The sequence below is a fragment of the Micromonospora sp. NPDC051300 genome, assembly GCF_044455315.1.
Taxonomy (GTDB): Bacteria; Actinomycetota; Actinomycetes; order Mycobacteriales; family Micromonosporaceae; genus Micromonospora; species Micromonospora robiginosa.
In genome coordinates, this window is sequence record NZ_JBITEP010000002.1 from 187,623 (window position 1) to 212,546 (window position 24,924).

A 24,924-nucleotide genomic window follows, 5' to 3' on the forward strand; every position below is an offset into this window, starting at 1 on the left:
CGAGAAGGGGCCCCGCCTCACGCCGCGGGCGCGTGGGTGAGGTGCTGCCGCGCCGGGCCGGGGCGGCCGAAGTGCCAGCCCTGCCCCGCGTCACAGCCGATGGCGCGCAGCCGGTCCGCCTGGTCGGCCGTCTCCACGCCCTCGGCGGTCACCGTGAGGTCGAGCGCGTGCGCCAGCGAGACCAGCGAGGCGAGGATCCGCTCGTCGGTACGGGCGCCCGGGTCGCCGGCCGGCGCGCGCAACCCGGTGACGAACTCGCCCGCCACCTTCATCTCGTCGACCGGCAGGTCCCGCAGGTAGGCCAGGTTGCAGTAGCCGGTGCCGAAGTCGTCGATGGCCACCCGCACGCCCAGGTCGCCCAGCACCCGCAGGGCCCGGACCGGCTCGACCACGGTGCTCATCATGGTGCTCTCGGTGATCTCCAGTTGCAGCCGCTCCGGGGGCAGGCCGGTGCGCCCGAGCACGCCGCGCACCTCGGTCACCAGGTCGGGGCGGTGCAGTTGGCGCACGGCCAGGTTGACGCTGACGAACGGGGGCGCCTCGCCCGCGGCCGCCCAGGTGCCCGCCTCGCGGCACGCCTCGGCGAGCACCCAACTGCCGAGCCGGACGATCAGGCCGGTCTCCTCGGCCAGGGGGATGAAGCTGTCCGGCCGGAGCACCCCCAGCTCGGGGTGCCGCCAGCGCACCAGCGCCTCCATGCCGAGCACCCGGCCGTCGCGCAGCGACGTCAGCGGCTGGTAGTCGAGGTAGAACTCGCCCCGGTCCAGCGCGGCCGGGATCGCCGCGGAGAGCGCGTACCGGGTCAGCTCCCGGCGGTTGCGGTCGGCGTCGAACAGCGACCAGCGGGCCCCGCCGGCGGCCTTGGCCCAGTGCAGCGTGCTGTCCGCCGCGCGCATCAGCTCCATCGGCGAGGTGCCGGACACCTGCCGTTCCACGATGCCGATGCTCGCCGAGACGGTCAGCTCGTGCCCGTCCACAAGCGCCGGTTCGCGTACCGCGTCCAGCGCCGCCTCGGCGACCTTGACCGCGTCGTCGGTGCCGGCGGTGCGCTCGACCAGGATCACGAACTCGTCGCCGCCGAGGCGGGCCACCAGGTGCTCGCCGAGCGCCCTCTGCAGCCGCTGCGCCACGGTCACCAGCAGCGCGTCGCCGACCTGGTGGCCGAGGGAGTCGTTGACCACTTTGAACCGGTCCAGGTCGAGGAAGCAGACCCCGACCCGGTCGGCGCCCCGGCCGGGCGTGGCGATCGCGGCGGTCAGCCGCTCGGTGAACAGGGTGCGGTTCGGCAGGTCGGTCAGCGGGTCGTGGGTGGCCTGGTGCCGGAACCGGGCCTCGCTGTCGCGCAGCGCCCGTTCGGCCTGCGCGCGGGCCATCATGGCGGCCCGGCGGATGGACTCCTGCTCGTCGAGCGTGCGGTCGCGCAGCGCCCGGGCGTAGCCGGTGGTGACGGTGGCGAGCAGCCGGGCCATCCGGTCGTCGACGTCGTCGACGACCAGGTCGAGGTCGCGGACCAGCCGAAGTTGGATCACCTCGACGGTACGGCCCAACCCCTCCGCCGAGGCGATGTGCGACTGCACCAGCTCCGCGCCCACCTGCTGGCCGATCCGCAGGTCGAACGGGTCGGCGCGCATCGCCTGCGCCAACCGGTCGGTGAGGCGTTGCAGCATCTCCTCGAGCTGGGCCTGGGTCATCGGCAGGTAGCTGGTCCCGGACACCGCCTTGGCCCAGGCCCGGGCGAAGACGCCGGGACGGCGGCCCGCCGGCGCGGCCACGTCGTCAGGCACCGAGCCGCCCGACCCCGCCCATGAACACCGCCCGCTCGGCGTGCTCCGCCTGGTCCGGCGCGTCCGGCCGCCACTGCGGCACCCACACCACGCCCGGGTCGACCAGCTCGAAGCCCGCGAAGAGCGCGGTCAGCTCGGACCGGCCACGGATGAACAGTTGGCTGTCGGTGCGCCGGTAGACCCGCTCCGCCTCGGCCCGCTCGCCGGTGCCGTCGCGGCCGTCGTCGCTGGCCTGGGAGAGCACCAGGTGGCTGCCGGGCGCCAGCGCGGCGCGCAGCCGCCGCAGGATCTCCTCCGGATGGTCGGAGTCCGGGACGAAGTGCAGCACCGCCACGATCATCACCGCTACCGGCTCGGAGAAGTCGAGCAGCCGGGTGACGTCCGGATGGCCGAGGATCGCCTCCGGGTGGCGCAGGTCCTCCTGGAGCACCACGGCCCGCTCGTTGCCGGCCAGGATCTCCTGGCTGTGCGCCACGGCCACCGGGTCCACGTCGACGTAGACCACCCGGGAGGCCGGGTCCATCCGCTGGGCGATCTCGTGCACGTTGCCCACGGTGGGGATGCCGGAGCCGATGTCCAGGAACTGGCGCACGCCGGCCCCGACCAGGTAGTGCACCGCCCGGCGGAGGAAGGCGCGGTTGGCCTGCGCCATCAGCGGGGCCTCCGGCACCGCCTCCACCATCGCCCGGGCGGCGGCCCGGTCGGCCGCGAAGTTGTGCGACCCGCCCAGGTAGTAGTCGTACATGCGGGCGACGCTCGGGCGCTCGATGTCGATCGTCTCGGGTGCCCAGTCCGGCCGCTGCATGTCCCTGCCCCTTGGGTGTCGGCGACTCGCGGCCTCACCGCCGCGCGGATCACCCGGGTATTCTGCCCGCCCGTCGTCGTGGTGCAAAGACCGCCGTCGCTGCGCGTCCGGCCGCTCACCGTGCGCGGTCACCGCCGGCCCGGAATGCCGGAGAGGCCCGCGTCCGGCGTACGGACTCGGGCCTCTCCGGCGGTGGACGTCAGAACTTCGGCGCGTCGGGGGCCTCCAGCAGCCCCAGTCGCAGCGCGGTCATCAGCGCCTGGGCCCGGTTGGCCGCGCCCAGCTTCTCGTAGAGCTTGGAGATGTGGGTCTTGGCGGTCGACTCGCTGACGAAGAGCTGCTTGGCGATGCCGGCCACGCTCATGCCGTCGGCGAGCAGCCGCAGCACCTGACCCTCGCGCGGGCTGAGCTGCGGGCCGGACGGCGCCAGCCGGCGCTTCATCGCCTCGGCCAGGTCGGCCGCGGTGAACGCGCTGGGGGAGGAGGCGGCGTGCCGGGCGGCGGCCACCACCTCGTCGGCCGGGGCGGTCTTCGGCACGAACGCGCTCGCCCCCGCCTCCAGCGCGCCGAAGAGCTGGTCGTCGCCGGCGTACATGGTCAGCACGACGATGCCCATCGAGGCGCTGGACTTGCGCAGCGCGCGGGTGGCCTCGAGGCCACTGCCGTCGGGCAGCCGCAGGTCCATGATCACCACGTCGGGCTGGAGCGCGCCGGCCTGGCGCACGCCCTCCGCGGCGGTGGCGGCCTCGCCCACCACCTCGAACTGGCGGTCCCGCTCGAAGGCGTGTCGCAGACCCTTGCGGATCAGGTCGTGGTCGTCCACAAGGAGAACCTTGGTCCGGGTGGCCGGTGTCGGGCTGGTGGTCATCCTCGGGTTACTCCCCTTCTGCTGCTGCGGCGCTGCCGCGCACCTTATCGCGCCGGGGCGACGAGCCGAGTACCACCGCCACGGTTGTGCCGCTGGGTTGCCGCGGCCTGATCTCCAACCGGCCTCGGATACGTTCCGCCCTCTCCGTCATGATCGCAAGACCATAGTGCCCCTCGGGGCGCTGGTCACCGATGCCGTGACCGTCATCCGACACTTCGATCCGGGCGTACGGGGGATCCACCTCGCACGTGACCCAGAGGTTCGACGCGCCGGCGTGCTTGCGCGCGTTGGTCACCGCCTCCTGGGCGATGCGCAGCAACTCGGCCTCGGTGGCGGCCGGCAGCCGGGCGGTGGACTCGTCCAGGGACAGGTTGACCCGCAGGCCGCCGGAGGCGCCGACGGTGCGGGCGTACTCGGCGATGGCGGCGGCCAGGCCCCCGTGCCGGTCCACCTCGCTGCGCAGCTCGAACAGGCTGAGCCGCAGTTCCTGGATCACCCGGGTGACCTCTTGGCGCAGCGTGCGCAGCGAGTCGGCGGTCTCCTCGGCGTCGTCGTGCACGGTGGCCAGCGCGTTGTCGATGCCGTAGCCGACCATGACCAGCTCCTGCGCCACCCCGTCGTGGATCTCCCGGGCCAGCCGCTGCCGCTCCTCGTTGGTGGCCAGCGAGCGCACCTCGTCGAAGAGCAGCGCGGCCTCCAGCCGCAGGGCCGCCGGGCCGGTCAGCGCGGTCACCCGGGACACCACCGGCGGCGGGTAGGCGGCGCCGGTGTCCGCCTCGATCACCACCAGGCCGACCGTGCGTACGCCGGCGACCAGCGGCACGATCAGCGCGGACACCTCGCCGGAGTGCCGGGACCGGGCCTGCGAGCGGGCCGAGACGGTCGGCTGCTGGCTGGCCCAGGCGTCGGCGATGGCCGAGTCGGCGTCGAGCGTGGTCTCCCAGTCGACCCGGTCCGCGCCGATCTGGGCGAGCACCACCAGCCGGCCCCCGCCGCTGGCGGAGAGCACCGCGCCCCGGTCGGTCTTCGCGACCACCCGCAGCTCCTCCAGCAGGTGTTCGGAGATGCCGCCCGGGTCGAGGGTGGCGCCGGGCAGTTGGCGGGCGACCGTCCGGAGCTGGGTCAGCAGCCGGGTCGCCTCGGCGTACGGCTGGGGTTTGCCCTCGCCGCGGACCCGCATCACCCGCTGGAGCGTGCCGGCGGTGTAGAGGCCGAGGCCGGCCAGGATCAGCCACTGGGCGCAGACCGCCAGATAGCCCACCTGGCCGAGCTGCGGGTCACCGCCGACCTCGGTGAACGCGGCGCTGGCGATGAGCGTCGCCGCCGCCACCGCGAGCAGCGCGGCGCCCTCGCGGAACCGGCGGCGCAGCGCGGTCACGGTGACCGGCACGGCGAGGTACGGCAGCACCGCGGAGGCGCCCAGCCCGTCGGTGACGCCGGTGAGCTGGGTGTCGGCGGCGACCTGACTGGCCGCCAGCCCGAGCACCACCACCTCGGCGAACCGGCTGATCGGGGCGAGCAGCCGGTGCTGCGGGGCGAGCACGGCGGGCAGCCCGGCGAGGCCGAGCAGGGCGATCCACCAGAGCTGGGCGGGATCGCGGGTGGCGAACAGGGTCAGGGCGGCGACCAGCGCGAGGACGACCGCGCGGGCGCCGACCGCGAGGAGTTGCGTCGGCGGCGGTCCGGATGTGGAGGCGGGCACCTGACGGATGGTAGTCAGCGCTGGTAGATCTCCGCGATCTCCGTGGCGTACGTCTTGTGCACGACCTGTCGCTTGACCTTCAACGACGGGGTCAGCTCGCCGGTCGCCTCGGTGAAGTCCTGCGGCAGGATCCGGAACACCTTGATCGCCTCGGCCTTGGACACGGACAGGTTGGCCTGGTCGACCGCGGCCTGCACCTCGGCCCGCAGCGCCTCGTCGTCGCGCAGCTCGGCCACGCTCGTGGTCTCCGGGCGCCCCTGGCCGGCCAGCCACTTCGGCAGCGCCTCCTCGTCCAGGGTGACGAGCGCCGCGATGAACGGCTGCCGGTCGCCGACGACGACGCACTGGCTGACCAGCGGGTGCGCCCGGACCTGGTCCTCCAGCACCGCCGGGGCGACGTTCTTGCCGCCGGCGGTCACGATGATCTCCTTCTTCCGGCCGGTGATGCTGAGGTAGCCGTCCTCGTCGAGCTGGCCCAGGTCGCCGGTGCGGAACCAGCCGTCGCTGGTGAGCGCCTCGGCGGTGGCCGCCTCGTTGTGCCAGTAGCCCTGGAAGACGATCTGCCCGGAGATCAGGATCTCGCCGTCGTCGTCGATCCGGACGGTGACGCCGGGCAGCGGGCGGCCGACCGTGCCGATCCGGGTGCCGGTGGGCAGGTTGGCGGCGGCGGCGGGCGCGGTCTCGGTGAGGCCGTACCCCTCGCAGATGGTCACCCCGACGCCGCGGAAGAAGTGTCCGAGCCGGGCGCCGAGCGGCGCGCCGCCGGAGATGGCGTCGCGGCACCGGCCGCCCATCGCGGCCCGCAGCTTGCCGTAGACCAGCCTGTCGAAGAGGGCGTGCTGGGCGCGCAGCGCCAGGCCCGGGCCGCCCGGGGTCTCCTGGGCCTCGCTCCAGGCGATGGCGACCTTCTCCGCCCGGTCGAAGATCTTGCCCTTGCCGTCGGCCTCGGCCTTCTGCCGGGCGCCGTTGTAGACCTTCTCGAAGACCCGGGGTACGGAGAGCACGAACGTCGGCTTGACGTCCTGCAGCTCGCCGACCAGGTTGCTGGTGTCCGCGCAGTGCGCCATGGTGGCCCGGGCCTGCACCACGCCGACCTGGATGAGCCGGGCGAACGCGTGCGCCAGCGGGAGGAAGAGCAGGGTGGAGGCGCCCTCGCGGAACAGGTTGGGCAGCACCGGCACCGCGTTGGCGATGTCGGCGTAGATGTTGCGGTGGCTCAGCACGCAGCCCTTGGGCCGGCCGGTGGTGCCGCTGGTGTAGATGATCGTGGCGATGTCGTCGGCCTTGAGCGTGGAGCGGCGCACCTCGACCTCGGCCGGGTCCACCGACGCGCCGGCGGCGACCAGGTCGTCCACCGCGTCCAGCTCGATCTGCCAGACCTCGCGCAGCTCGGGCAGCCGGTCCCGGACGCCGGCGACGAGCGTCGCGTGGGCGGTGCTCTCCACCACCACGGCCACCGCGCCGGAGTCGCCCAGGATCCAGGCGGCCTGCTCGGCGCTGGAGGTCTCGTAGATCGGCACGGTGACCGCGCCCGCCGCCCAGATCGCGTAGTCGAACAGGGTCCACTCGTAGCGGGTGCGGCTCATCAGCGCGACCCGGTCGCCGGGGGAGACCCCGGCCGCGACCAGGCCCCGGGCCACCGCGACCACCTCGTCGCGGAACTGCCGGCAGGTCACCTCGACGCGGGCGGTCGCGCCGGCCGTGCCGGTGGTCCGGACGAACTGCACCGCGTCCGGGGCGACCTCGGCGTTTTCCCAGACCGGGTCGGTCAGGTTTGCCGCGTCGCCGACGGTGACGATCGGCGGAACGGAGAACTCGCGCACCTGAACTCCCTCGTGCTCGCACCGGCGGGGGCCGGCCTGGTCGGCTGAGTCGAAACCTACCCGCCCGCCTGGCCGGGCGGCCGGGTAGCCTCCCCCCATGGCGGACTCCTCCACCCAGTCGATCATCATCGGCGCGTCACCGGACCGGGTGGCGGCGGTCATCTGCGACTTCCCCCGCTACCCGGAGTGGACCGAGGCGGTGCGCCGGGCTGAGGTGGTCGAGGAGTACGAGGACGGCTACGCCAGCCAGGTCCGGTTCACGCTCGACGCGGGCGTGATGGCCGACGACTACGTGCTGGCCTACGAGTACGCCGAGGACATCTCCCGGATCGAGTGGCACCTGGTCGCGCCGTCGCGGATGCAGCGGTCCCAGCGCGGGTCGTACGACCTGGTCGGCAACCCGGACGGGACGACCACGGTGACCTACACGCTCGAGGTGGAGCTGTCCGTGGCGACGCTCGGCATGTTCCGTCGCAAGGCCGAGAAAATGATCATGGATGCGGCGTTGAAGCAGCTCAAGCGCCGGGTAGAGACACCCGGTGCGGCAGACTGATCCCGATCGCCGTCCCGGTCGTCACGCTTGAGGAGCCGAACCATGGGCACCACCGATCCGGGTTCGGCCCGGGAAGAGGCCGAGCGCCTCGTCGTCTCGTTGCTGGCCACCGCGCGGCTCGCCGCCGCCTCCGCCGGGTCGGGCCGGGGCCCGCTCGGTGGGATGCTCTCGGGTGTCCTCGGTCACAGCCCCGGCGACGCCGGTACCGGTTTCGCCACCGGGTCGGCGGAATGCTGCGTCTGTCCGCTCTGCCGCGGGATCGCCGCGTTGCGTGACCCGAGTCCGGAGTTCGCCGAGCGGCTCGCCACCGGCGCCGGCGACCTCGCGGCCGGTGTGGCCAGCATGTTGCGGGCGTTCGCGCCGCCGGCCCCGGGCGACCCGGCCGGCCCGGCGGCGCCGGGCGGCCCGGCGGCGCCCGGCGATCCGGGCGGTCCCGCGCCGGCCGGGTCCGCCGACCACGTGTGGCGCGAGGCGACCCGCACCGGGCATGATTCTCAGCCGGCACCCGAGCAGGACGTCTGGTCCGCCGCCACCCGGGGGGCGGACGAGTCCGATCCGGGTGCCTCGTCGCAACCGCCCGCCGAAGCCGCCGGGCCGGACGAGCCGGCGGCGAGCCGGCCGCCGGCCGGTCCTCGGGTGGTGCCCGCCTCACGGGCGCCCGACGAGGCGGGCGCGGACGCACCAGGCGACGGGGCCTGACCACCGGACATCCCGGGAGCGCACGGCCGGTTCGGCCGGTGCCGGGGCAGCACAGCAGAGGGGAGTGGCAGCGGTGACGCTGACCATCGGAGTCGACGTCGGTGGCACGAAGGTGGCCGGCGGTGTCGTGGACGACACCGGCGCGGTACTCGTGCAGACGCGACGGGACACCCCCGCGGACGACGTGGCCAAGACCCGCGACGTCATCATCGAGGTGGTCACCGAGCTGACCGCCGGCCGTACCGTCGAGGCGGTCGGCATCGGCGCGGCCGGCTGGATCGACGCCTCCCGCTCCACCGTGCTGTTCGCCCCCAACCTGGCCTGGCGGGACGAACCGCTGCGCGAGTACGTCGGCAACGCCACCGGCCTGCCGGTGATCGTGGAGAACGACGGGAACGTGGCCGCCTGGGCGGAGTTCCGCTACGGCGCGGCCCGCGCCGCCGACGACTCGATGGTCATGTTCACCATCGGCACCGGCGTCGGTGGTGGCATCGTGCTCGGCGGCGAGCTCGTGCGCGGCGCCAACGGCATCGCGGCCGAGCTGGGGCACATGCTCACCGTGCCGGACGGCCACCAGTGCGGATGCGGGCGGCTCGGCTGCATCGAGCAGTACGCAAGCGGCAGCGCGCTGGTCCGTTTCGCCCGGGCCGCCGCCCGGCAGGAGCCGCACCGCGCCACCGCGTTGCTGGAGCTGGCCGACGGCGAGGCCGAGGCGATCACCGGCCCGATGGTGACCGCCGCGGCCAAGGGCGGCGACCCGGTCTCCACCGAGGCGTTCGCCCAGGTCGGCCGCTGGCTCGGCACCAGTCTCGCCGACATGGCGCAGATCCTCGATCCGCAGGTGCTGGTGGTCGGCGGCGGCGTGATCGACGCCGGTGACCTGCTGCTCGGCCCGACCCGGCGGTCGTTCGCCGACGCGCTGGCCCAGCGCAGCCGCCTGCCGGTGGCCGAGGTGCGCCCGGCCGAGCTGGGCAACACCGCGGGCGTGATCGGCGCCGCCGACCTGGCTCGGCGGATCTGACGTGGCGGGCCCGGGTGTGCCGCTGCGGGTGCTGTCGTACAACGTCCACTCGCAGCGCGACGACACGGCCGCGCTGGCCGAGGTGGTGCGGGAGGCCGAACCGGACGTGGTGATCGTCCAGGAGGGACCGCGCCGGTTCCGGTGGCGGCAGAAGTGCGCCACGCTCGCCGACTCCTTCGGACTGGTGGTCGCCGCCGGCGGTCTGCCCTCGCTGGGCAACCTGCTGCTGACCAGCCTGCGGGTCCGGGTCACCGACACCCGGTGCGAGCGCTACCCGCTCACCCCGGGCCGGCACCTGCGCGGCGCCGCGTACGCGCGGTGCCGCGTCGGCGGCGTCGACTTCCTGCTGGCCGGCTCGCACCTGTCCACCGACCCGGTGGAGCGGCCCGCCCAGGCGGCGGCGTTCAAGCGGGAGCTGGCCGCGTCCCCGCTGCCGGTGGTGGCCGGCGCGGATCTCAACGAGGGGCCGGACGGGCCGGCCTGGCGGACCGTGGCGGAGGGGTTGACCGACACCGCGGTCGCCGCCGACCGGGCCGACCGGCACACGTTCTCCTGCGCCGATCCGCGGCGACGCATCGACGCGCTCTTCGTCGACCCGCGGATCACCGTGGTCGACTACGACGTGGTCGACACGCCCCGGACCCGCCGCGCCAGCGACCACTTCCCGGTCCTGGTCGACCTGCTGCTGCCGACCGCCGGCTGACCGCGCCCGCCGCCCGCGACGGTGCGATGCGGGTGGTGCGTCGCGGGCGGTGCGCGTGCGAGCCGGAGGCATTGCCGAATGCCGCGACGGAGCGTGACGTGCCGGCGGGCGGGAGGCCTCGCCCGCCGGCGCCTTTGCTCTGCACCCATATGCGCACCAGTCACCCGACGTGACTGCGGCGGTGACGCGAGCTTGGCTGAGCCGCGCGGGTTCGCCCAGCTCAGGGCGGTGCTGCGTCCGTGGCTGCAGAGCAAAGGCGCGGAAGAGGAACGACCGACCCGCGGCCCCGCCGTCACGCGGGGTGAGACAGCCGTGGTGACCGTGCGTCAGGCCGATCGCCGGGCCGGGCCGTGCGGCAGCCGCACGGTGCCCGGGGCGGCTGGACAACGGCGGGCATTCTCGGCAGGATTTCGCACCGACCGGCATACGTGCCGCACAAAAGGAGATGTTCCGGTGCCCTCCTCCACCGACCTCGACCGTCCCGACCCGGATCCCACGGCCGCCCCCCGCCGGGACGACCGGCCGGTCTCCGACCGGGGGGACACGGTCTGCGTCATCGGCGCCGGCGCCAGCGGGCTGACCGCCGTGAAGAACCTCCGCGAGGCCGGCTTCGGCGTGGACTGCTACGAGCGGGAGACAGGCGTCGGCGGGGCGTGGAACTGGCGACACGACCGCAGCCCGGTCTACGCCAGCACCCACCTCATCTCGTCCCGCCCGTTCACCCAGTTCCCGGACTTCCCGATGCCGGACGACTGGCCGGACTACCCGCACCACGCCCAACTGCTGTCCTACTTCGAGCGGTACGCCGACCACTTCGACCTGCGCCAGCACGTCTGGTTCGGCACCGAGGTGGTCCGGGTCGAGCCGGTCGAGGGGGGCCGGTGGGACGTGACCACCCGCAGCACCGGCGGCTACGGCCCCGAACGCACCTCCCGGTACGCCGCCGTGGTGCTGGCCAACGGCCACAACTGGTCGCCCAAGCTGCCCCGCTACGAGGGGCTGGAGCAGTTCCGTGGCGAGGTCATGCACGCCTCGTCCTACAAGGACCCGGCCCAGTTGCGGGGCAAGCGGGTGCTCGTGGTCGGCGCCGGCAACACCGGCTGCGACATCGCGGTCGAGGCGGCCCAGCAGGCGTCGCACTGCTGGCACTCCACCCGGCGCGGCTACTGGTACGCCCCGAAATACGTGCTCGGCCGCCCGGCCGACCAGGTCAACGACACGCTGCTGGCGCTGCGGGTGCCGCTGCGGGTGCGGCAGTGGCTCTACCACTGGACGCTGCGGCTGACCGTCGGCGACCTGACCCGGTTCGGCCTGCCCAAGCCCGACCACCGGGTCTACGAGACGCACCCGATCGCCAACAGCCAGCTCGTCTACTACGTCGGACACGGCGAGATCACCCCGGTGCCGGACGTGGCCCGGTTCCACGACCGCGCGGTCGAGCTGACCGACGGGCGCCGGATCGACCCGGAGCTGGTCGTCTTCGCCACCGGATACCTGCCGCGCTTCGAGTTCATGCAGGGCCGGGTGCTCGGTGACGACGACGGCTCCGGCAAGCCCCGGCTGTGGCTGAACGCGTTCAGCGCCGGCCACCCCACGCTCGCCGTGGTCGGCCTGGTCCAGCCGGACTCCGGCATCTTCACCATCTCGCACTGGCAGAGCGTGCTCTTCGCCCGACTGCTCACGCTGCGCGTCACCCGGCCGGAGCAGGTCGCCGCGTTCGACCGCCGGGTCCGCGCCGGCCTCGGCGAGCGGTACTCGGCGAAGGTCAAGGACAGCACCCGGCACTGGTTCGAGGTCGGACACGCCGACTACCTGCGCGCGCTGCAGAAGGCGCTGCACGAGCTGGAGGGATCCACATGACCACCACCGGGCGGGTGCGAGTGGTCCGGGCCTGGGAGTGGGCCCGGCCGGAGCGGCCGGTGCGCCGCGAGGTGCTGGCCGCCGTCCCGGAGCAGGACGAGGCCAAGCCGCCGCTGCTGTTCGTGCCCGGCTTCGGCCACGGCGCGTGGGCGTTCGCCGAGCACTGGCTGGGCCACGCCGCCGGTCGCGGCTTCCCGGCGTACGCGGTCAGCCTGCGCGGGCACGGCGGCAGCGAGCCGGCGCCGGAGGCGACGCTGCGCGCGTACACCCATGACGTAGTCCAGGTGGCGGCGAGCCTGCCGCGGCAGGCGGTGCTGGTGGGGCACGGCGCCGGCGCCCGGGTGGTGGCGCACGCGCTAGCCCGCTACCCGGCGCGGGCCGCGGTGCTGGTGGCGCCGGTGCTCGGCGGCTGGGCGACGTTCGGCACGGCGTTGCGCCGTAACCCGGCCGGCACGCTGCCGGCGGTCTTCGGCGCCGGCCTGCGGCTCAACCGGCGGCAACTGTTCAGCCGGGAGCTGCCGGACGCGGACGCCCGCCGCCACCTGGCCCGGCTGGGCCGGGCCGGCCGCCGCGCGCAGTGGCAGTTGCTCACCGGCCGGCAGCCGGAGCCGTCGGTGGGCCGGCCGCCGGTGCTGGTGCTGGGCAGCCCGGACGACCGGGTCCTGCCGGCGACGGCGCTGACCCGGGCGGCCCGCCGGCACGCCTCGGCCCCGCTGCTCTTCCCCGGCATGGGCCACGACCTGATGCTCGACGCCCGCTGGCGGGAGCCGATCGACGCGATCCTGGACTGGTTGGACAAGGACCCGGCGCCCACCGCGGGGTGAGCGCCGGGTCGCCGGCTCAGCGGGTGGCGGGCCGGCGGCCGACAAGCGACCCGCTCTCCTCCAGCGCGCTCAGGTAGGATGCGGCCCAGGCGTGGATGTCGTTGTGCGCCAGGTGTTCCCGCATCGCGCGCATCCGGGCCGCCACGTCCTCCGGGCCGGCCCGCAGCGCGGCGAGCAGCCCCTGCTTCAGACCGTCCAGGTCGTGCGGGTTGACCAGGTACGCCTGCTCCAGCTCGGCGGCCGCGCCGGCGAACTCGCTGAGCAGCAGCGCGCCGGTGCCGTCGACCCGGGCCGCCACGTATTCCTTGGCGACCAGGTTCATCCCGTCGCGCAGCGGGGTCACCGCCATCACGTCGGCGACCCGGTAGAGCGCGACCAGCTCGGCCCGGTCGAACGGCTGGGTGAGGTAGTGGATCGCCGGCTCGCCGACCCGGCCGAACTCGCCGTTGATCCGGCCCACCTGGTGCTCCACCCGGTCGCGCAGGATCTGGTACTGCGCCACCCGGTCTCGGCTGGGCACCGCCACCTGCACCAGCACCGTGTCCCGGACCTTGACGTCACCGCTGGCCAGCAGCTCGCGGTAGGCCTTGAGCCGTTGCTCGATGCCCTTGGTGTAGTCCATCCGGTCGACGCTGAGGATCACCTTCTCCGGCTGGCCCAGGTCCTGCCGCAGCCGGCGGGCCCGGTCGGCGACCTCGGGCCGGGCGGCCAGCGCGGACATCTCGGCGGTGTCGATGGCGACCGGGAACGCGCCGATGCGGACCACCCGGTCGTCCACCCCGATCCGCCTGTCGGTCGCGGACAGGCCGAGCACCTTCGCGGCGAGCTGGGCGAAGTTGTGCGCCGCCTGGGCCCGCTGGAAGCCGATCAGGTCGGCGCCGAGCATCCCGCGCAGCAGCTCGGAGCGGCGGGGGAGCTGCATGAACAGCTCCGGCGGCGGGAACGGCACGTGCAGGAAGAAGCCGATCCGCAGGTCCGGGCGGAGCGCGCGGAGCAGGCCGGGCACGAGTTGCAGGTGGTAGTCCTGCACCCAGACCAGCCCGCCCGGCTCGGCCACCTCGGCGGCGGCCTCGGCGAACCGCTGGTTGACCCGCTGGTACGCCTCCCACCAGCGGCGGTGGTATTCCGGCTGCTCCACCGCGTCGTGGTAGAGCGGCCAGAGGGTGGCGTTGGCGAAGCCCTCGTAGTGGTCGCGGAAGTCCTCGGCGTTCAGCGCGACGGTGCGCATCCGGACCCCGTCCACGTCGGGCAGCTCGGGCGCGGGGCCGGTGCCGCCGGCCCAGCCCACCCAGGTGGCCGGGGTGTGCCGGAGCAGCGGGTGCAGGGCGCTCACCAGGCCGCCGGGGCTGCGGCGCCACTCGAAGGCGCCGTCCGGCGCCACACTGTCGTCGATGGGGAGGCGGTTGGCCACCACCACGAGGGGGCTCTGTCGCATCGGGCAATCCGCTCAGCAGGGGTACCGGCGACCGGGTCAAGGCGCAAACCGGACAGCCGGTGCGGGACGTGACGTTCAGCGGTATTCCTACTGACCGTAAGTTACACCCCTGTTACACCTTTGACCCGGGGCGTGCGGCGTCCCGCGATCCGGGCAGGCGCCCGGACGCCGGTCAGACGACCGCGCCGTCGTCCGGGTCGTGGTCGTCCCGGTCGCCTGGTCGCAGCCGCCAGATGAGCATCACGAACCCGGCCAGGATGCCGGTGAAGCCGAGCAGCGTCACCACCGACGGGTCGACGAGCGACATCACCGTGGGGGACAGGAACAGCAGGAAGCCGAGCACGATGCTGAGCACGCCGAGCACGGCGTATTTCGAGAAGCGCGGCAGCGGGGGTGGCGGGGGAGGGGTGTAGTGCTCCTCCTCGGACGCGTCGTCCGGCAGGCCGGCGCCGAACGTGTCCAGGCCGTCCAGCAGCGACGGCTCGTCGTGCCGGTCACGGCTCACCGAGATGCCGGAGACGTCCGCGGCGTAGGGCAGCCGCCGCACGTCGGTGGCGGTCGGGCCGGCCGGCTCCTCGCTGCGGCCGGTGGCGCCGCCACCCGGCCCGGCCGGGTCGTCGACGTCCTCCGCGGCCGGCCAGGGGTGGCTGCCGGCGGTCGGCCCGGTGTGGAACCCGGCCACGATCTTGGCCCACTCGGCCTCGATGTCCGGCTCGTCGGCGCGCTCCGGCTCGCCGCCGCCCTCGTCGGCGAGCTGGGTGAGGTAGTCGCGGGCGGTGGTCAGGTGGAACCGGTCGACGTAGAGCCGGTCGACCGGCCGGGCCGGGACCGTGGTGGTGCGGGTCACCGGATTCAGGTCGGCGGAGGGTTGGAGGTAGGCGGCGATGCCGCCGGCCGCCAGCACGTCGAGCAGGTGCTCGCCCACGCGCGGATCGACGTCGCCCGCGACCGCGTACTCGGCCGCGTCGAGCCCGTTGTCCCGCCGCCCTCGGCGGGGCCCGCCCCCTGACACCGGACACCCCCTTCACCGCGGCCTGACGTCGTGCCCTGAATCCTGACACGTCGGGGCCCGGTTCCGGGAGTGCGTTGTGGCGCGGCGTACGTGGTTCGTACCCTCATCCCGGACGATCCCCCGCGTCACCACCCGATCCGGAAGGACCCCGGTGCTGTACTGGCTGCTGAAGTACATCATCCTCGGCCCGTTGCTGCGGCTGGTCTTCCGCCCGCAGGTCGAGGAGCTGGCGCACGTGCCGGCCACCGGTCCGGTGATCCTGGCCAGCAACCACCTCTCCTTCTCGGACTCGATCTTCACCCCGCTGATCGTCAAGCGAAAAGTCACCTTCATCGCGAAAGCCGAATACTTCACCGGTCGGGGCCTGAAGGGGTGGCTGACCAAGCTGTTCTTCGTCGGCTCCGGCACCATCCCGGTCGACCGCTCCGGCGGTCGCGCCGCCCGGGCCGCGCTCGACACCCAGCTTCAGGTGCTGCGGGCCGGCGGGATCGCCGGCATCTACCCGGAGGGCACCCGCTCGCCGGACGGCCGGCTCTACCGGGGCAAGACCGGGGTGGCCCGGCTCGCCCTGGAGAGCGGCGCCCCGGTGGTTCCGATGGCCATGCTCAACTCCGACGCCATCCAGCCCACCGGGCAGATCATCCCCAACCTGGGCCGGGTCCGGATCCGCTTCGGTCCGCCGCTCGACTTCTCCCGCTACGCCGGCCTGGCCGGTGACCGGTTCGTCGAGCGGGCCGTGACCGACGAGATCATGTACGAGCTGATGGAACTCTCCGGCCGGGAGTACGTCGACACGTACGCGCAGAAGGCGAAGAACCCGCCGCCGCGCCAGCCGGTCCCCGCCTGAGGTCAGCCGGCCCCGGCGATCCGCAGCAGGCCGGTGGCGGCGTGCCGGTCCGCGAACGCGCGCACCCGGGCCAGCGTCGCCGCCGCGGCCGGCGGGTCCGCCTCGGTGAGCGGACCCACCGCCAGGGCCGAGGCGATGATCTGGTCGGTGACGTCGGTCATCCCGGCGTATCCCTCGGCGGCGGCGGTGAACAGCCGGCCGGCCCGGGCGGTGTCCCCGTCGCGCCGGGCCAGCGCCGCGTCCGCCGACCGGCCGGCCGACCGCGCCCAGCGGGTCGCCCGCGGGGCGCGGCCCAGCAGGTCGCGCACGAGCACCGCGGCGTCGCCGCCGAGCAGGCCGGCGACGTGACCGACCGCCGGCACCCACTCGGCGAACGGGATCATCCGGGTCCGCCGCCAGTCCTCGTCCAGCTCGGCGAGGAGCGCCAGCGCCTCGTCCCGGCGGCCCTGCACCGCCCGGCAGAGCGCGGCGTGCGCCACGGTGGACCGCAACACCCGGTGGAAGCCGCTGCGCCGGGCGGCGACGAGCGCCTGGTCCACCAGGTCGTCGCCGCCGGCGGCCGGGTCGTCGCCCAGGGCCCGGATCCAGCCGGAGATCGCGACGATGTGCTGGTCCCACTCGTCGGTCGGGCGTCGGGTCGTCCCCTCGGCCAGCCGCAACGCCGTGGTCCAGTCCCCGCTGTAGTAGGACCGGGTCCACTGGTCGCTGAAGCTCACCGTCAGGCCGTGCTCGCCGGCCAGGTCCAGGGACCGCTGCTCGTCGACCAGCCGGGCCGAGCCGGCCAGGTCGCCCTCCTCCTGCAACGCCCAGGCCAGGTTGTGCACCGCCCGGCGGCGGCTGGTGAGCCGCTCCACCCGGCACTCCTCGGTCACCTCGGCCAGCTCCGCGTACGCGTCCTCGGCGCCGGCCTGGTAGCGGGCCACCGCGAGGGTGATCCGGGCGTTGGCCCGCGCCTCGCGCAGTTCCAGCCGCTCGGCCAGCTCGGCCGCGCTGCGCGCGGCGGCGCAGGCCGGTCCGGTCTCCGCGTCGAGCATGTGCGCCCGGGCCAGCTCCAGCAGCGCGCCGACCTTGTCCTCGCTGTCCGGCAGGGCGGCGTGCAGCCGGATCGCCCGGTCCAGGCAGCGCAGCGTCTCCGACCGGTCGGCCCGGGCCCAGGCCGCGGTGGCCAGCAGCCGCCACGCCTTGGCCGCCCCGGGCAGGTCGCCGGCGTCGGCGAGCGTGCCGGCGAGGCCGGTGAGCAGGTCGGCCCCGCCGCCGACCAGGAATCCGTCCTGGTCGCGATAGAACGCCAGCTCGGCCTGGAACAGCTCCAGCGCCGGATCGGGACCGCACTCGACGCTGAGCGCGCGCTCGACGAGCGTCGCCGCGGTGTCCAGCGCGTGCAGCTCGTACGCCCGGCGGGCGGCCCGGTGCAGCGCGGACCGGGTGGCGGCGGCGTGCGGGGCCTGGTCGAGCCCCACCGTGCGGGCGATCTCGTGCGCCGCCCACCGGTGGTTGGCCACCACCTCGGCCAGGTCGTGCTGCCGGCCGTCGGTGAGCTGGTCCAGCCAGTCGGCGGCGCGCTGGTGCCGGGTGACCCGCTCGGCCCGGGGCAGCCGCTGGTAGCAGACGTCCCGCACCAGCACGTGCCGGAACCGGTACTCCGGCTGGCCGGGCATGGTCGAGGTGGGCAGCTCGAAGACCATGTCGCGGCGCTGGAGGCGGTGCAGCGCCCGCTCGACCCACTCGGTCGGCCGGCCGAGGGCGAGCGCCACCGGCGCGGCCCAGAACTGCACGCCGACCACCGACGCGGCCTGGAGCACCGCGCGGTCGGCCGGGTCGAGCAGGTCCAGCCGGTTGGCGATGACCGCCTGGACGGTACGCGGCATGCCCGCGCCGCCGGCCAGGTCGAGCCGGTTCGGGCCGGTGGTGGGGGTACGCGGCACGAGCCCGCCGTCGAGCAGCATCCGCGCGTACTCCTGGGCGTAGAGCGGGTTGCCGTCGGCGAACTCGATGAGCGGCGCGCGGGCGTCGGTGGGCAGCGTGGACTGGCCGAGCAGCAGCGAGTAGAGCGTGTTGATGTCGCCGTCGTGCATCGGCGGGACCGAGATCGACATCGCGCCGCTGATCGTGCCGGTCCAGGCCGGGTGGCGCTCGCGCAGCTCCGGCCGTGCGGTGGCGACCACCAGCAGCGGCACGTTGCGGGCCGCCGCGCCGAGCTGCTCGACGAAGGAGAGCATCGCCTCGTCCGCCCAGTGCATGTCCTCGAAGACGAGCACGGTGGGACCGGTCGCGGCCAGCGCGAGCAGGAACCGCCGCCACGCCGCCTCGGTCTCGGCCGAGGTGAGGCGTTCGCCGGAGACGCCGACGAGCGGGCCCAGCGACTCGGCCAGCCGGACCGCGTGCGGATCGGCCAGGCGGCCCAGCCGCTCGCGCAGGCGCTCGCGGGTGGCGGCCGGGTCGTCGGCGGCGGTCAGGCCGGCCCACCCCCGGACGATGTCGGCCAGCGCGGCGTAGGTGACGTTCTCGCCGAACGGCGGGCACTGACCGGTCAGCCAGGTGACCCGTGGGCCGGGCAGGCTCGCCGCGTGCCGGGCCAGCTCGCGCAGCAGTCGGCTCTTGCCCACCCCGGCCGGGCCGAAGACGGTCAACAACTGGGAGGTGCGCTCGTTGACGGTGCGGTGCAGCGCGCTGACCAGCAGCCCCCGCTCGTGGTCCCGGTCGACCATCGGGGTCAGCTCGGCGCCCTGCTCGTCGCGCCGCGGCCGGGCCCGCACGGCCAGCCAGATCCGGCTCACCGCCGACCGGCCGCGCAGCGTCACCGGCGGCTGGTCGGCGTACTCCATCTCACGCCGGGTGGCCGCCCAGGTGCTCTCGTCGACCACCACGCCGCCGGTCGGGGCCAGCCCCTGCAGGCGGCTCGCGGTGTTGACCACGTCGCCGGTGACGAAGGCCTGGCCGCCGTCGCGGGCCGCGGCCAGGTCGACGAGCGCCTCGCCGGTGGCGATGCCGACCCGGAAACCGAGCGGCGGGTGCGGTCCGGCCGGCTGCCGGGCCAGACTCCGTTGCAGCTCCAACCCCGCGCGTACGCACCGCAGCGCGTCGTTGTCGGTGGCCACCGGCGCGCCGAACAACGCCATGACCGCGTCGCCGATGTACTTCTCCACCACGCCGCCGTACTGGTGCACCATCCGGCGGACCGTGGCGAAGTAGACTTGCTGCAGGCCGCGGGCCTGTTCCGGGTCGGCCCGCTCGGCGTACGTGGTGAAGTCGACGATGTCGATGAAGAGCACACTGACCTGCCGCCGGTCCTCCTGCACCGCGACCGCGTGGTCGCGCAGCGGCTGCCCGCAGTTGGTGCAGAAGTTGGCCCCGGCGTCGTTGGCGTGACCGCAGCCCGGGCAGGCCGCCGCGAGCGGCCGGCCGCACCCGCCGCAGAAGCGGTCGTCCGGTCCGGCGGTCCGGGAGCAGTGTCCACAGGTGAGGTCGATGTCCGGCTCCGTACGCGTGAGGTGCCCAGTGTCCCGCGCGCCCGGGCAGTCGGGTAACCGACGGGTCGGCGGGACGTCGCGGCTGTTCGGCCGGGTCTAGTCTCCCCTAGCAGGAAGTCCCGTCGACAGGGAGAGTGCCGTGCACGTCCGGCTTTCCGCCCCATGGACCGATCCACGAGGGACGGTGTGGGCCTCGGGCGACACGGTCGACGTGGACGCCGTCACACTCGCCGAACTGGAGGAACAAGGCATGGTGGAGCAGCCCACGAGCAGCGGGTCGTCGGAGACCACGACCACCACGACGACCACGCCGCCGAAGAAGACCGACCCGTCGAAGATCGGCCCCGGCCCGAGCGCGCCGCCGGCCGACACCAAGGACAACTGATCCGACGGTGAGCCGGCGGCCCGCGGGCCGCCGGCTCCACCGGTTCCGCCCGGCTCAGGCCACCGCCGCCACGGCCGCCCGTCGTTCGGCCCGCCCGCCGAGGGCCCGGGCCAGCAGCGGCACCACAAGCGCCAGCGTGGCGAGGATCCCGACGCCGGAGACGGCGAGCAGCCACCGGGGCCCGATCGCGCCGAGCAGCGACGCCCCGGCGAGGTACGCCAGCACCTCGGCGCCGTAGGGGAACATGTAGACCGTCCCGAAGACGACGCCGAGCCGTTCGGCCGGCACGTGCTGTTGGATCAGCGTGTCCGCCGCCACGTGGTGCCAGCCCGCGCCGGCCCCGGCCAGCGCCTGCCCGACGAGCGCCACGCCGATCACCGGACTCGCGCCGGTGACGAGCGTCCCGACGCCGAGCGCGAGCACCGCGCCGTAGAGCACGAACTGCATCCTGGTCCGCCCGCCGGCCCGGGCCAGCAGCATCGGCCCGAGCACCATGCCCACGCCGTACGCGGTGCCGAGCAGGCCGATCATGACCTCGCCGGCCGCGAGTTCGGCGCGTCCGAGCGGCACCAGGGCCAGGTTGTCCAACGCGGCGAACGTCACCAGCACCAGGAAACCGATCGAGACGGCCCGCACCACGCCGCTGGTGCGGACCACGCGCATGCCGGCGCCGAGCACCCGGTGGAACGGCTCCCGGGGCGCGCCCGCCGGATGGGCGGCGGACAGCGTCCGCACGCCGCCGACCAGCAGCGCGGACAGGGCGAAGGTGGCGGCGTCGACGATCAGCGTGGGCGCCAGGCCGACGGTGGCCAGCATCAGCCCACCGAGGGCCGGACCGGCGGCGAAGCCGATGTTCATGCCGACCGCGAGCTGGGCGTTCGCCGCCGGCAGCCGGTCCAGGTCCACCAGGCGGGGCAGCAGGCCGCGGCCGGCCGGGGTGAAGGCGGTGGCGGCCACTGTCGCCGCGGTGACGGCCACGAGCAGCACCGGCAGGGGCGGCGCCAGCACCGCCAGGGTGAGGTAGATCAGGCCCTGGGTCAGGTCGCAGCCCACCATCAGCCGGCGTTGGTCGAACCGGTCGGCGAGCGCGCCCAGCAGCGGGCCGAGGAGTCTCGGCGCGGTGCTCGCCAGGAGCAGCAGGGCCACCGCCGTGCCGCCGTAGGCGTCGTAGGCGGCGATCAGCAACGCGGTCCGGGCCAGTTGGTCTCCCAGGTAGGAGACGAGCCGCGCGGACCAGTAACGACGAAAGGCGACATTGCCCCGGATCAGTGACATGCCCGTCAACTCCTCGCTGCGATCGGTCTGTCCGGTGGTACACCGGGACAGGGGGCGCGCGGGCAACCTTGGCAGCGGGGATCGGGGCCGGACAACCGCCCTTCAACCAGCGATAAGTGCACATATGTCTATTTTGTCCGACTCGTTTCCGCCGTAGCGTCTGTCCCGTACCGCCGCCCCACCCGCGGCGGACCGACGACCTCCGGGAGGAACGATGACCACCTCGACCAACGCCACCGCGACCACGGCGACCGGCTGGGCCGGTCCGGGCTTCTGGGCGGGCCCCGGCTTCGCCGCCGGCGCGTCCCAGGGCTGGCTCGGCCCGACCCGCGGCTGGCTCGGCCCGACCCGCGGCTGGATCGGCCCCACCCGTGGCTGGGCCGGCCCGACCCGCGGCTGGGTCGGTCCGACCCGCTGACCCGACACACGCACAGCGCCGACCACCCCGGGTGGCCGGCGCTTGCGTGTGCGCGGCGGGCTGCCTCCGGCGGCCCGTGGGGCGCGTCCGGACGGCCGGCCCGGTGCGCGGGCGGGTGGGGGAGGCGTGGACCTAGCGGTCGCTCATCCCGGCGCGGCGGCGCAGCGCGGCCACGTCGGTGACAACGATCCGCCGACCCTCGGTACGCAGCCAGCCGCGGCTGGCGAACGAGCCGATGGCCTGGTTGACGCTCTGCCGCGAGCCGCCGGCCATCTCGGCGAGCTGGCTCTGGTTCAGCTCGATGGTGATCATCGGGGCCTGGCTCTCGCCGGCCAGCCGGACCAGGGTCTTGGCCACCCGGCCGGGCAGGTCGAGGAAGACGTGGTCGGCGTTCTGCTCGGTGAGCCGGCGGATCAACTGGCCGAGCGAGCGCATCACCGCGTCCAGGATGCGCGGGTTGGAGTGCACCAGCTCCATGAAGGCGGGCCGGGACAGCGCCAGCGCGGCGCAGTCCTCGATGGCCTCGGCCGAGGCCGACCGGGTCGAGGCGTCCAGCAGTGAGACCTCGCCCAGCACGTCCGGGGGTCGGATGACCGACAGCACGGCCCGCTCGCCGGTGGGGGCGGTGCGGAACACCGCCACCGCGCCACGGCGCAGCACGATCAGGGACTCGCCGGGGTCGTTCTCGACGAAGAGGAGCTGCCCCTTGCGGTAGGTGCGCGGCACGGCCGCGGCGATGACCCGCTGCCGCACCTCCGGCTCCAGCCCGGCGAACATCTCCACGCCGGTGAGCGCGTCACCTGGCTCCGGCAGGCGAGACTCCACGGCCAACCCCTCCCCGGTCAGAAGTCACCACTCGCACACCGGGTGAAGCTGTCAGTCCCGGTACGAGGCAGCTCAACCGGTTCGGCGCCCGACGGCGGTACACATCAGATCATGACGTCCCGGTAGCGTGCTGTACACCCCCGGAGACACTTCCGTGACCATGCCCGGCCGGCGACCGGCGCCGCGCCGACCTCGGTGGACGCCCCGCCGACGGCCGGACGGGGCCGATGGGCGAGGATGGGGCCGATGGTCTACCGCTACTTCTACGACTGCGAATTCATCGAGGACGGCCGCACCGTCGACCTGGTGTCGATAGGCGTCGTCGACGAGTACGGCCGCGAGTTCTACGCGGTCTCCACCGAGTTCGACGACTCCCGGGCGGTGCCCTGGGTGCGGCGCAACGTGCTGGACAAGCTCCCCTCGCCGGCCGACCGGGCCTGGCGGTCGCGGGAGCGGATCCGCGACGACCTGCACGAGTTCCTGCTCGCCCCGGTCCGCGACCGGCCGGGTGAGCAGCTCGAACTCTGGGCCTGGTACGCCGCCTACGACCACGTGGTGCTGGCCCAGCTCTGGGGCGCCATGCCGGCGCTGCCCCGGGAGATCCCCCGGTTCACCAAGGAGCTGCGCCAGCTCTGGGACGACCGGGGCCGTCCCCGGCTGCCGGAGGCCGAGTCCGGCCGGCACGACGCGCTGGTGGACGCCCGGCACAACCTGGCGCGCTGGCGGGCCATGACCACGCGCTGAGCGGCGCAGCGCGGGCCCAAGCGGTGCGGCAGGTTTGACCCGTTCTGCCCGGGGCACCGGAGCGGCATCACGCCGATCCGAGGAGGGCCCATGAGCAACGAGCCGACCAGCGCAGCCGACGCCCGCCGCAAGGTCACCGAGCTGATCCGGGACGCCCGGATCTGCCTGTTCACCACGAGCGCCGTCGACGGGCGTCTGGTCAGTCGCCCGATGGGGCTGCAGGAGGCGGACTTCGACGGCGACATGTGGTTCTTCGCGTACGCCGACTCCGCCAAGATCCGGCAGATCCGGGTCAACCCGCAGGTCAACGTCGGTTTCTCCGACCAGAAGCACAACGCCTGGGTGTCGGTGGCCGGCACCGCCACCGAGGAGTGGGACGCCGAGCGCGCGAAGGAGCTGTGGAGCCCGCTGCTCAAGGCGTGGTTCCCGGACGGCCTGGACACGCCGGGGATCACCCTGATCAAGGTGCACGCCGGCTCGGCCGAGTACTGGGACTCGCCGGGCAGCACGGTGGTCAACCTGCTCGGCTTCGCCAAGGCGGCGGTGACCGGGAAGCCGCCGAAGGCGGGGGAGAACCAGGAGGTCGGCTACTGACCGGTAGCCGGCCCGACGGGCGGGACGGTCCGGGGCGCGGTGCCGGCGCACTCCCGCGCCGACTACAGTGCGCAGTGACGGCCCGCCCCGGGCCGGCAACGGCGCCGATGGTCTGATCCGACACATATCCTGGGGCTTAATCCGGGCTTCACCTGATGCTTCAGGAGGATGAGCAGATCATGCGTATCGGCGTGCTCACCGGCGGCGGCGACTGCCCTGGTCTCAACGCGGTGATTCGGGCGGTGGTCCGCAAGGGCGTCGCCACCTACGGTCACGAGTTCGTGGGCTTCCGGGACGGCTGGAAGGGCCCGCTCGAGGGCCTGACCAAGCCGCTGGGCATCGCGGAGGTGCGGGGCATCCTGCCGCGCGGCGGCACCATCCTCGGCTCGTCCCGGACCAACCCGTTCAAGATCGAGAACGGCGTCGAGCGGATCAAGGAGAACCTGGCCGCGCAGGGCGTGGACGCCCTGGTCGCGATCGGCGGCGAGGACACCCTCGGCGTCGCCACCAAGCTCCACGAGCTGGGCGTCAACGTGGTCGGCGTGCCGAAGACGATCGACAACGACCTGGGCGCCACCGACTACACGTTCGGCTTCGACACCGCGGTCAACATCGCCATGGAGGCGATCGACAGGCTGCACACCACCGCCGAGAGCCACCACCGCACGCTGGTGGTCGAGGTGATGGGCCGGCACGCCGGCTGGATCGCCCTGCACGCCGGTCTCGCCGGGGGTGCCAACGTGATCCTGCTGCCCGAGCGGCAGTTCGACGTCGAGCAGGTCGCCGGCTACGTCGAGAAGCGCTTCCAGCACCAGTACGCCCCGATCGTCGTGGTCGCCGAGGGCGCCCAGCCGCTGGACGGCCAGATGGTGCTGCACAACCAGGAGCTCGACTCGTTCGGCCACGTCCGCCTCGGCGGCATCGGCCAGTGGCTCGCCGAGCAGTTGGAGGCGAAGACCGGCAAGGAGGCCCGCACCGTGGTGCTCGGGCACATCCAGCGCGGCGGCACCCCGACCGCGTTCGACCGGGTGCTCGCCACCCGGCTCGGCCTGCAGGCCATCGACGCGGTGCACGAGGGCGACTGGGGCAAGATGGTCGCGATGCAGAGCACGGACATCGTCCGGGTCCCGTTGGCCGACGCCACCGCCGAGCTGAAGACCGTGCCGCTGGAGCGCTACGCCGAGGCCGAGGTCTTCTTCGGCAGCTGAGGTGTAAGGAGGGGCCCCCGCTTAACGCATCGTGTATAGCAGGGGCCCCCGCTTGACAGTCAGTCGTCG

General features: G+C 74.0%; 22 protein-coding genes. 12 read left to right on the top strand and 10 right to left on the bottom strand.

Annotation, left to right across the window (positions count from 1 at the left end; all coding sequences use genetic code 11):
- Window positions 1–17 precede the first annotated feature (17 nt).
- From ACIA5A_RS03960 to ACIA5A_RS03980, 5 genes are all read right to left on the bottom strand, one after another.
- A complete protein-coding gene (locus ACIA5A_RS03960; protein ID WP_396756496.1) occupies window positions 18–1,691 on the bottom strand; it encodes a putative bifunctional diguanylate cyclase/phosphodiesterase in 1,674 nt (557 codons plus the stop codon).
- Window positions 1,692–1,776: 85 nt separating this feature from the next.
- Window positions 1,777–2,589 carry an SAM-dependent methyltransferase gene (locus ACIA5A_RS03965; RefSeq protein ID WP_396756160.1) on the bottom strand — a complete coding sequence of 271 codons (813 nt, stop codon included), beginning with the start codon at window positions 2,587–2,589 and terminating at the stop codon, window positions 1,777–1,779.
- Window positions 2,590–2,788: 199 nt separating this feature from the next.
- The gene (locus tag ACIA5A_RS03970; protein WP_007072219.1) at window positions 2,789–3,457 is read right to left on the bottom strand and encodes a response regulator transcription factor; all 669 of its coding nucleotides are present in this window, start codon (window positions 3,455–3,457) and stop codon (window positions 2,789–2,791) included.
- 7 nt (window positions 3,458–3,464) lie between these two features.
- Window positions 3,465–5,159, bottom strand: a complete 1,695-nt coding sequence (locus ACIA5A_RS03975; protein WP_396756162.1) for a GAF domain-containing sensor histidine kinase — start codon at window positions 5,157–5,159, stop codon at window positions 3,465–3,467.
- Between the two features lie 14 nt (window positions 5,160–5,173).
- Entirely contained in the window at window positions 5,174–6,982 is a 1,809-nt protein-coding gene (locus ACIA5A_RS03980) for an AMP-dependent synthetase/ligase (protein WP_396756164.1), read from the bottom strand.
- 97 nt (window positions 6,983–7,079) lie between these two features.
- Here ACIA5A_RS03980 and ACIA5A_RS03985 point away from each other — a divergent pair, with 97 nt between their 5' ends.
- The 6 genes from ACIA5A_RS03985 to ACIA5A_RS04010 all read left to right on the top strand — a co-directional run bounded on the left by ACIA5A_RS03985 (window position 7,080) and on the right by ACIA5A_RS04010 (window position 12,642).
- Window positions 7,080–7,535: an SRPBCC family protein gene (locus ACIA5A_RS03985; RefSeq protein ID WP_396756166.1), complete on the top strand. Its 456-nt coding sequence runs from the start codon at window positions 7,080–7,082 to the stop codon at window positions 7,533–7,535.
- Between the two features lie 42 nt (window positions 7,536–7,577).
- On the top strand, window positions 7,578–8,234 hold the full coding sequence (locus tag ACIA5A_RS03990) for a hypothetical protein (RefSeq protein WP_396756168.1): 657 nt from the start codon (window positions 7,578–7,580) through the stop codon (window positions 8,232–8,234).
- A 64-nt stretch (window positions 8,235–8,298) separates the two neighbouring features.
- Complete coding sequence (locus tag ACIA5A_RS03995; RefSeq protein ID WP_396756170.1) at window positions 8,299–9,255, top strand: ROK family glucokinase; 957 nt, start codon at window positions 8,299–8,301, stop codon at window positions 9,253–9,255.
- 1 nt (window position 9,256) lies between these two features.
- A complete protein-coding gene (locus tag ACIA5A_RS04000; RefSeq protein ID WP_396756172.1) occupies window positions 9,257–9,958 on the top strand; it encodes an endonuclease/exonuclease/phosphatase family protein in 702 nt (233 codons plus the stop codon).
- Window positions 9,959–10,411: 453 nt separating this feature from the next.
- A complete protein-coding gene (locus ACIA5A_RS04005) occupies window positions 10,412–11,818 on the top strand; it encodes a flavin-containing monooxygenase (RefSeq protein ID WP_396756174.1) in 1,407 nt (468 codons plus the stop codon).
- Entirely contained in the window at window positions 11,815–12,642 is an 828-nt protein-coding gene (locus tag ACIA5A_RS04010; protein ID WP_396756176.1) for an alpha/beta hydrolase, read from the top strand. The genes ACIA5A_RS04005 and ACIA5A_RS04010 overlap by 4 nt, the downstream gene beginning before the upstream one ends.
- Before the next feature lie 16 nt (window positions 12,643–12,658).
- On the opposite strand, the gene ACIA5A_RS04015 is transcribed toward ACIA5A_RS04010, so the two are convergent.
- On the bottom strand, window positions 12,659–14,077 hold the full coding sequence (locus ACIA5A_RS04015) for a trehalose-6-phosphate synthase (RefSeq protein WP_396756178.1): 1,419 nt from the start codon (window positions 14,075–14,077) through the stop codon (window positions 12,659–12,661).
- 172 nt (window positions 14,078–14,249) lie between these two features.
- Window positions 14,250–15,089, bottom strand: a complete 840-nt coding sequence (locus ACIA5A_RS04020; protein ID WP_396756180.1) for a DUF308 domain-containing protein — start codon at window positions 15,087–15,089, stop codon at window positions 14,250–14,252.
- Window positions 15,090–15,240: 151 nt separating this feature from the next.
- On the opposite strand from ACIA5A_RS04020, the gene ACIA5A_RS04025 reads away from it, so the two are divergent.
- The gene (locus ACIA5A_RS04025; RefSeq protein ID WP_396756182.1) at window positions 15,241–15,936 is read left to right on the top strand and encodes a lysophospholipid acyltransferase family protein; all 696 of its coding nucleotides are present in this window, start codon (window positions 15,241–15,243) and stop codon (window positions 15,934–15,936) included.
- 2 nt (window positions 15,937–15,938) lie between these two features.
- Here the strand turns inward: ACIA5A_RS04025 and ACIA5A_RS04030 are convergent, their stop codons facing one another.
- Complete coding sequence (locus tag ACIA5A_RS04030) at window positions 15,939–19,406, bottom strand: ATP-binding protein (protein WP_396756498.1); 3,468 nt, start codon at window positions 19,404–19,406, stop codon at window positions 15,939–15,941.
- A gap of 211 nt (window positions 19,407–19,617) precedes the next feature.
- On the opposite strand from ACIA5A_RS04030, the gene ACIA5A_RS04035 reads away from it, so the two are divergent.
- Window positions 19,618–19,791 carry a hypothetical protein gene (locus ACIA5A_RS04035; protein WP_396756184.1) on the top strand — a complete coding sequence of 58 codons (174 nt, stop codon included), beginning with the start codon at window positions 19,618–19,620 and terminating at the stop codon, window positions 19,789–19,791.
- 54 nt (window positions 19,792–19,845) lie between these two features.
- Here ACIA5A_RS04035 and ACIA5A_RS04040 read toward each other — a convergent pair whose 3' ends face one another.
- The gene (locus ACIA5A_RS04040; RefSeq protein ID WP_396756186.1) at window positions 19,846–21,066 is read right to left on the bottom strand and encodes an MFS transporter; all 1,221 of its coding nucleotides are present in this window, start codon (window positions 21,064–21,066) and stop codon (window positions 19,846–19,848) included.
- A 214-nt stretch (window positions 21,067–21,280) separates the two neighbouring features.
- Here ACIA5A_RS04040 and ACIA5A_RS04045 point away from each other — a divergent pair, with 214 nt between their 5' ends.
- Window positions 21,281–21,484, top strand: a complete 204-nt coding sequence (locus ACIA5A_RS04045) for a hypothetical protein (RefSeq protein ID WP_396756188.1) — start codon at window positions 21,281–21,283, stop codon at window positions 21,482–21,484.
- Between the two features lie 132 nt (window positions 21,485–21,616).
- Here ACIA5A_RS04045 and ACIA5A_RS04050 read toward each other — a convergent pair whose 3' ends face one another.
- The gene (locus ACIA5A_RS04050; protein WP_091059444.1) at window positions 21,617–22,309 is read right to left on the bottom strand and encodes a Crp/Fnr family transcriptional regulator; all 693 of its coding nucleotides are present in this window, start codon (window positions 22,307–22,309) and stop codon (window positions 21,617–21,619) included.
- 246 nt (window positions 22,310–22,555) lie between these two features.
- Between ACIA5A_RS04050 and ACIA5A_RS04055 the strand changes: the two genes are divergently transcribed.
- The 3 genes from ACIA5A_RS04055 to ACIA5A_RS04065 all read left to right on the top strand — a co-directional run bounded on the left by ACIA5A_RS04055 (window position 22,556) and on the right by ACIA5A_RS04065 (window position 24,855).
- Window positions 22,556–23,053: a polyadenylate-specific 3'-exoribonuclease AS gene (locus tag ACIA5A_RS04055; protein WP_396756190.1), complete on the top strand. Its 498-nt coding sequence runs from the start codon at window positions 22,556–22,558 to the stop codon at window positions 23,051–23,053.
- Window positions 23,054–23,143: 90 nt separating this feature from the next.
- Entirely contained in the window at window positions 23,144–23,647 is a 504-nt protein-coding gene (locus ACIA5A_RS04060) for a pyridoxamine 5'-phosphate oxidase family protein (protein ID WP_396756192.1), read from the top strand.
- A gap of 179 nt (window positions 23,648–23,826) precedes the next feature.
- The gene (locus tag ACIA5A_RS04065) at window positions 23,827–24,855 is read left to right on the top strand and encodes a 6-phosphofructokinase (protein WP_396756500.1); all 1,029 of its coding nucleotides are present in this window, start codon (window positions 23,827–23,829) and stop codon (window positions 24,853–24,855) included.
- The last annotated feature ends 69 nt before the right edge of the window (window positions 24,856–24,924 follow it).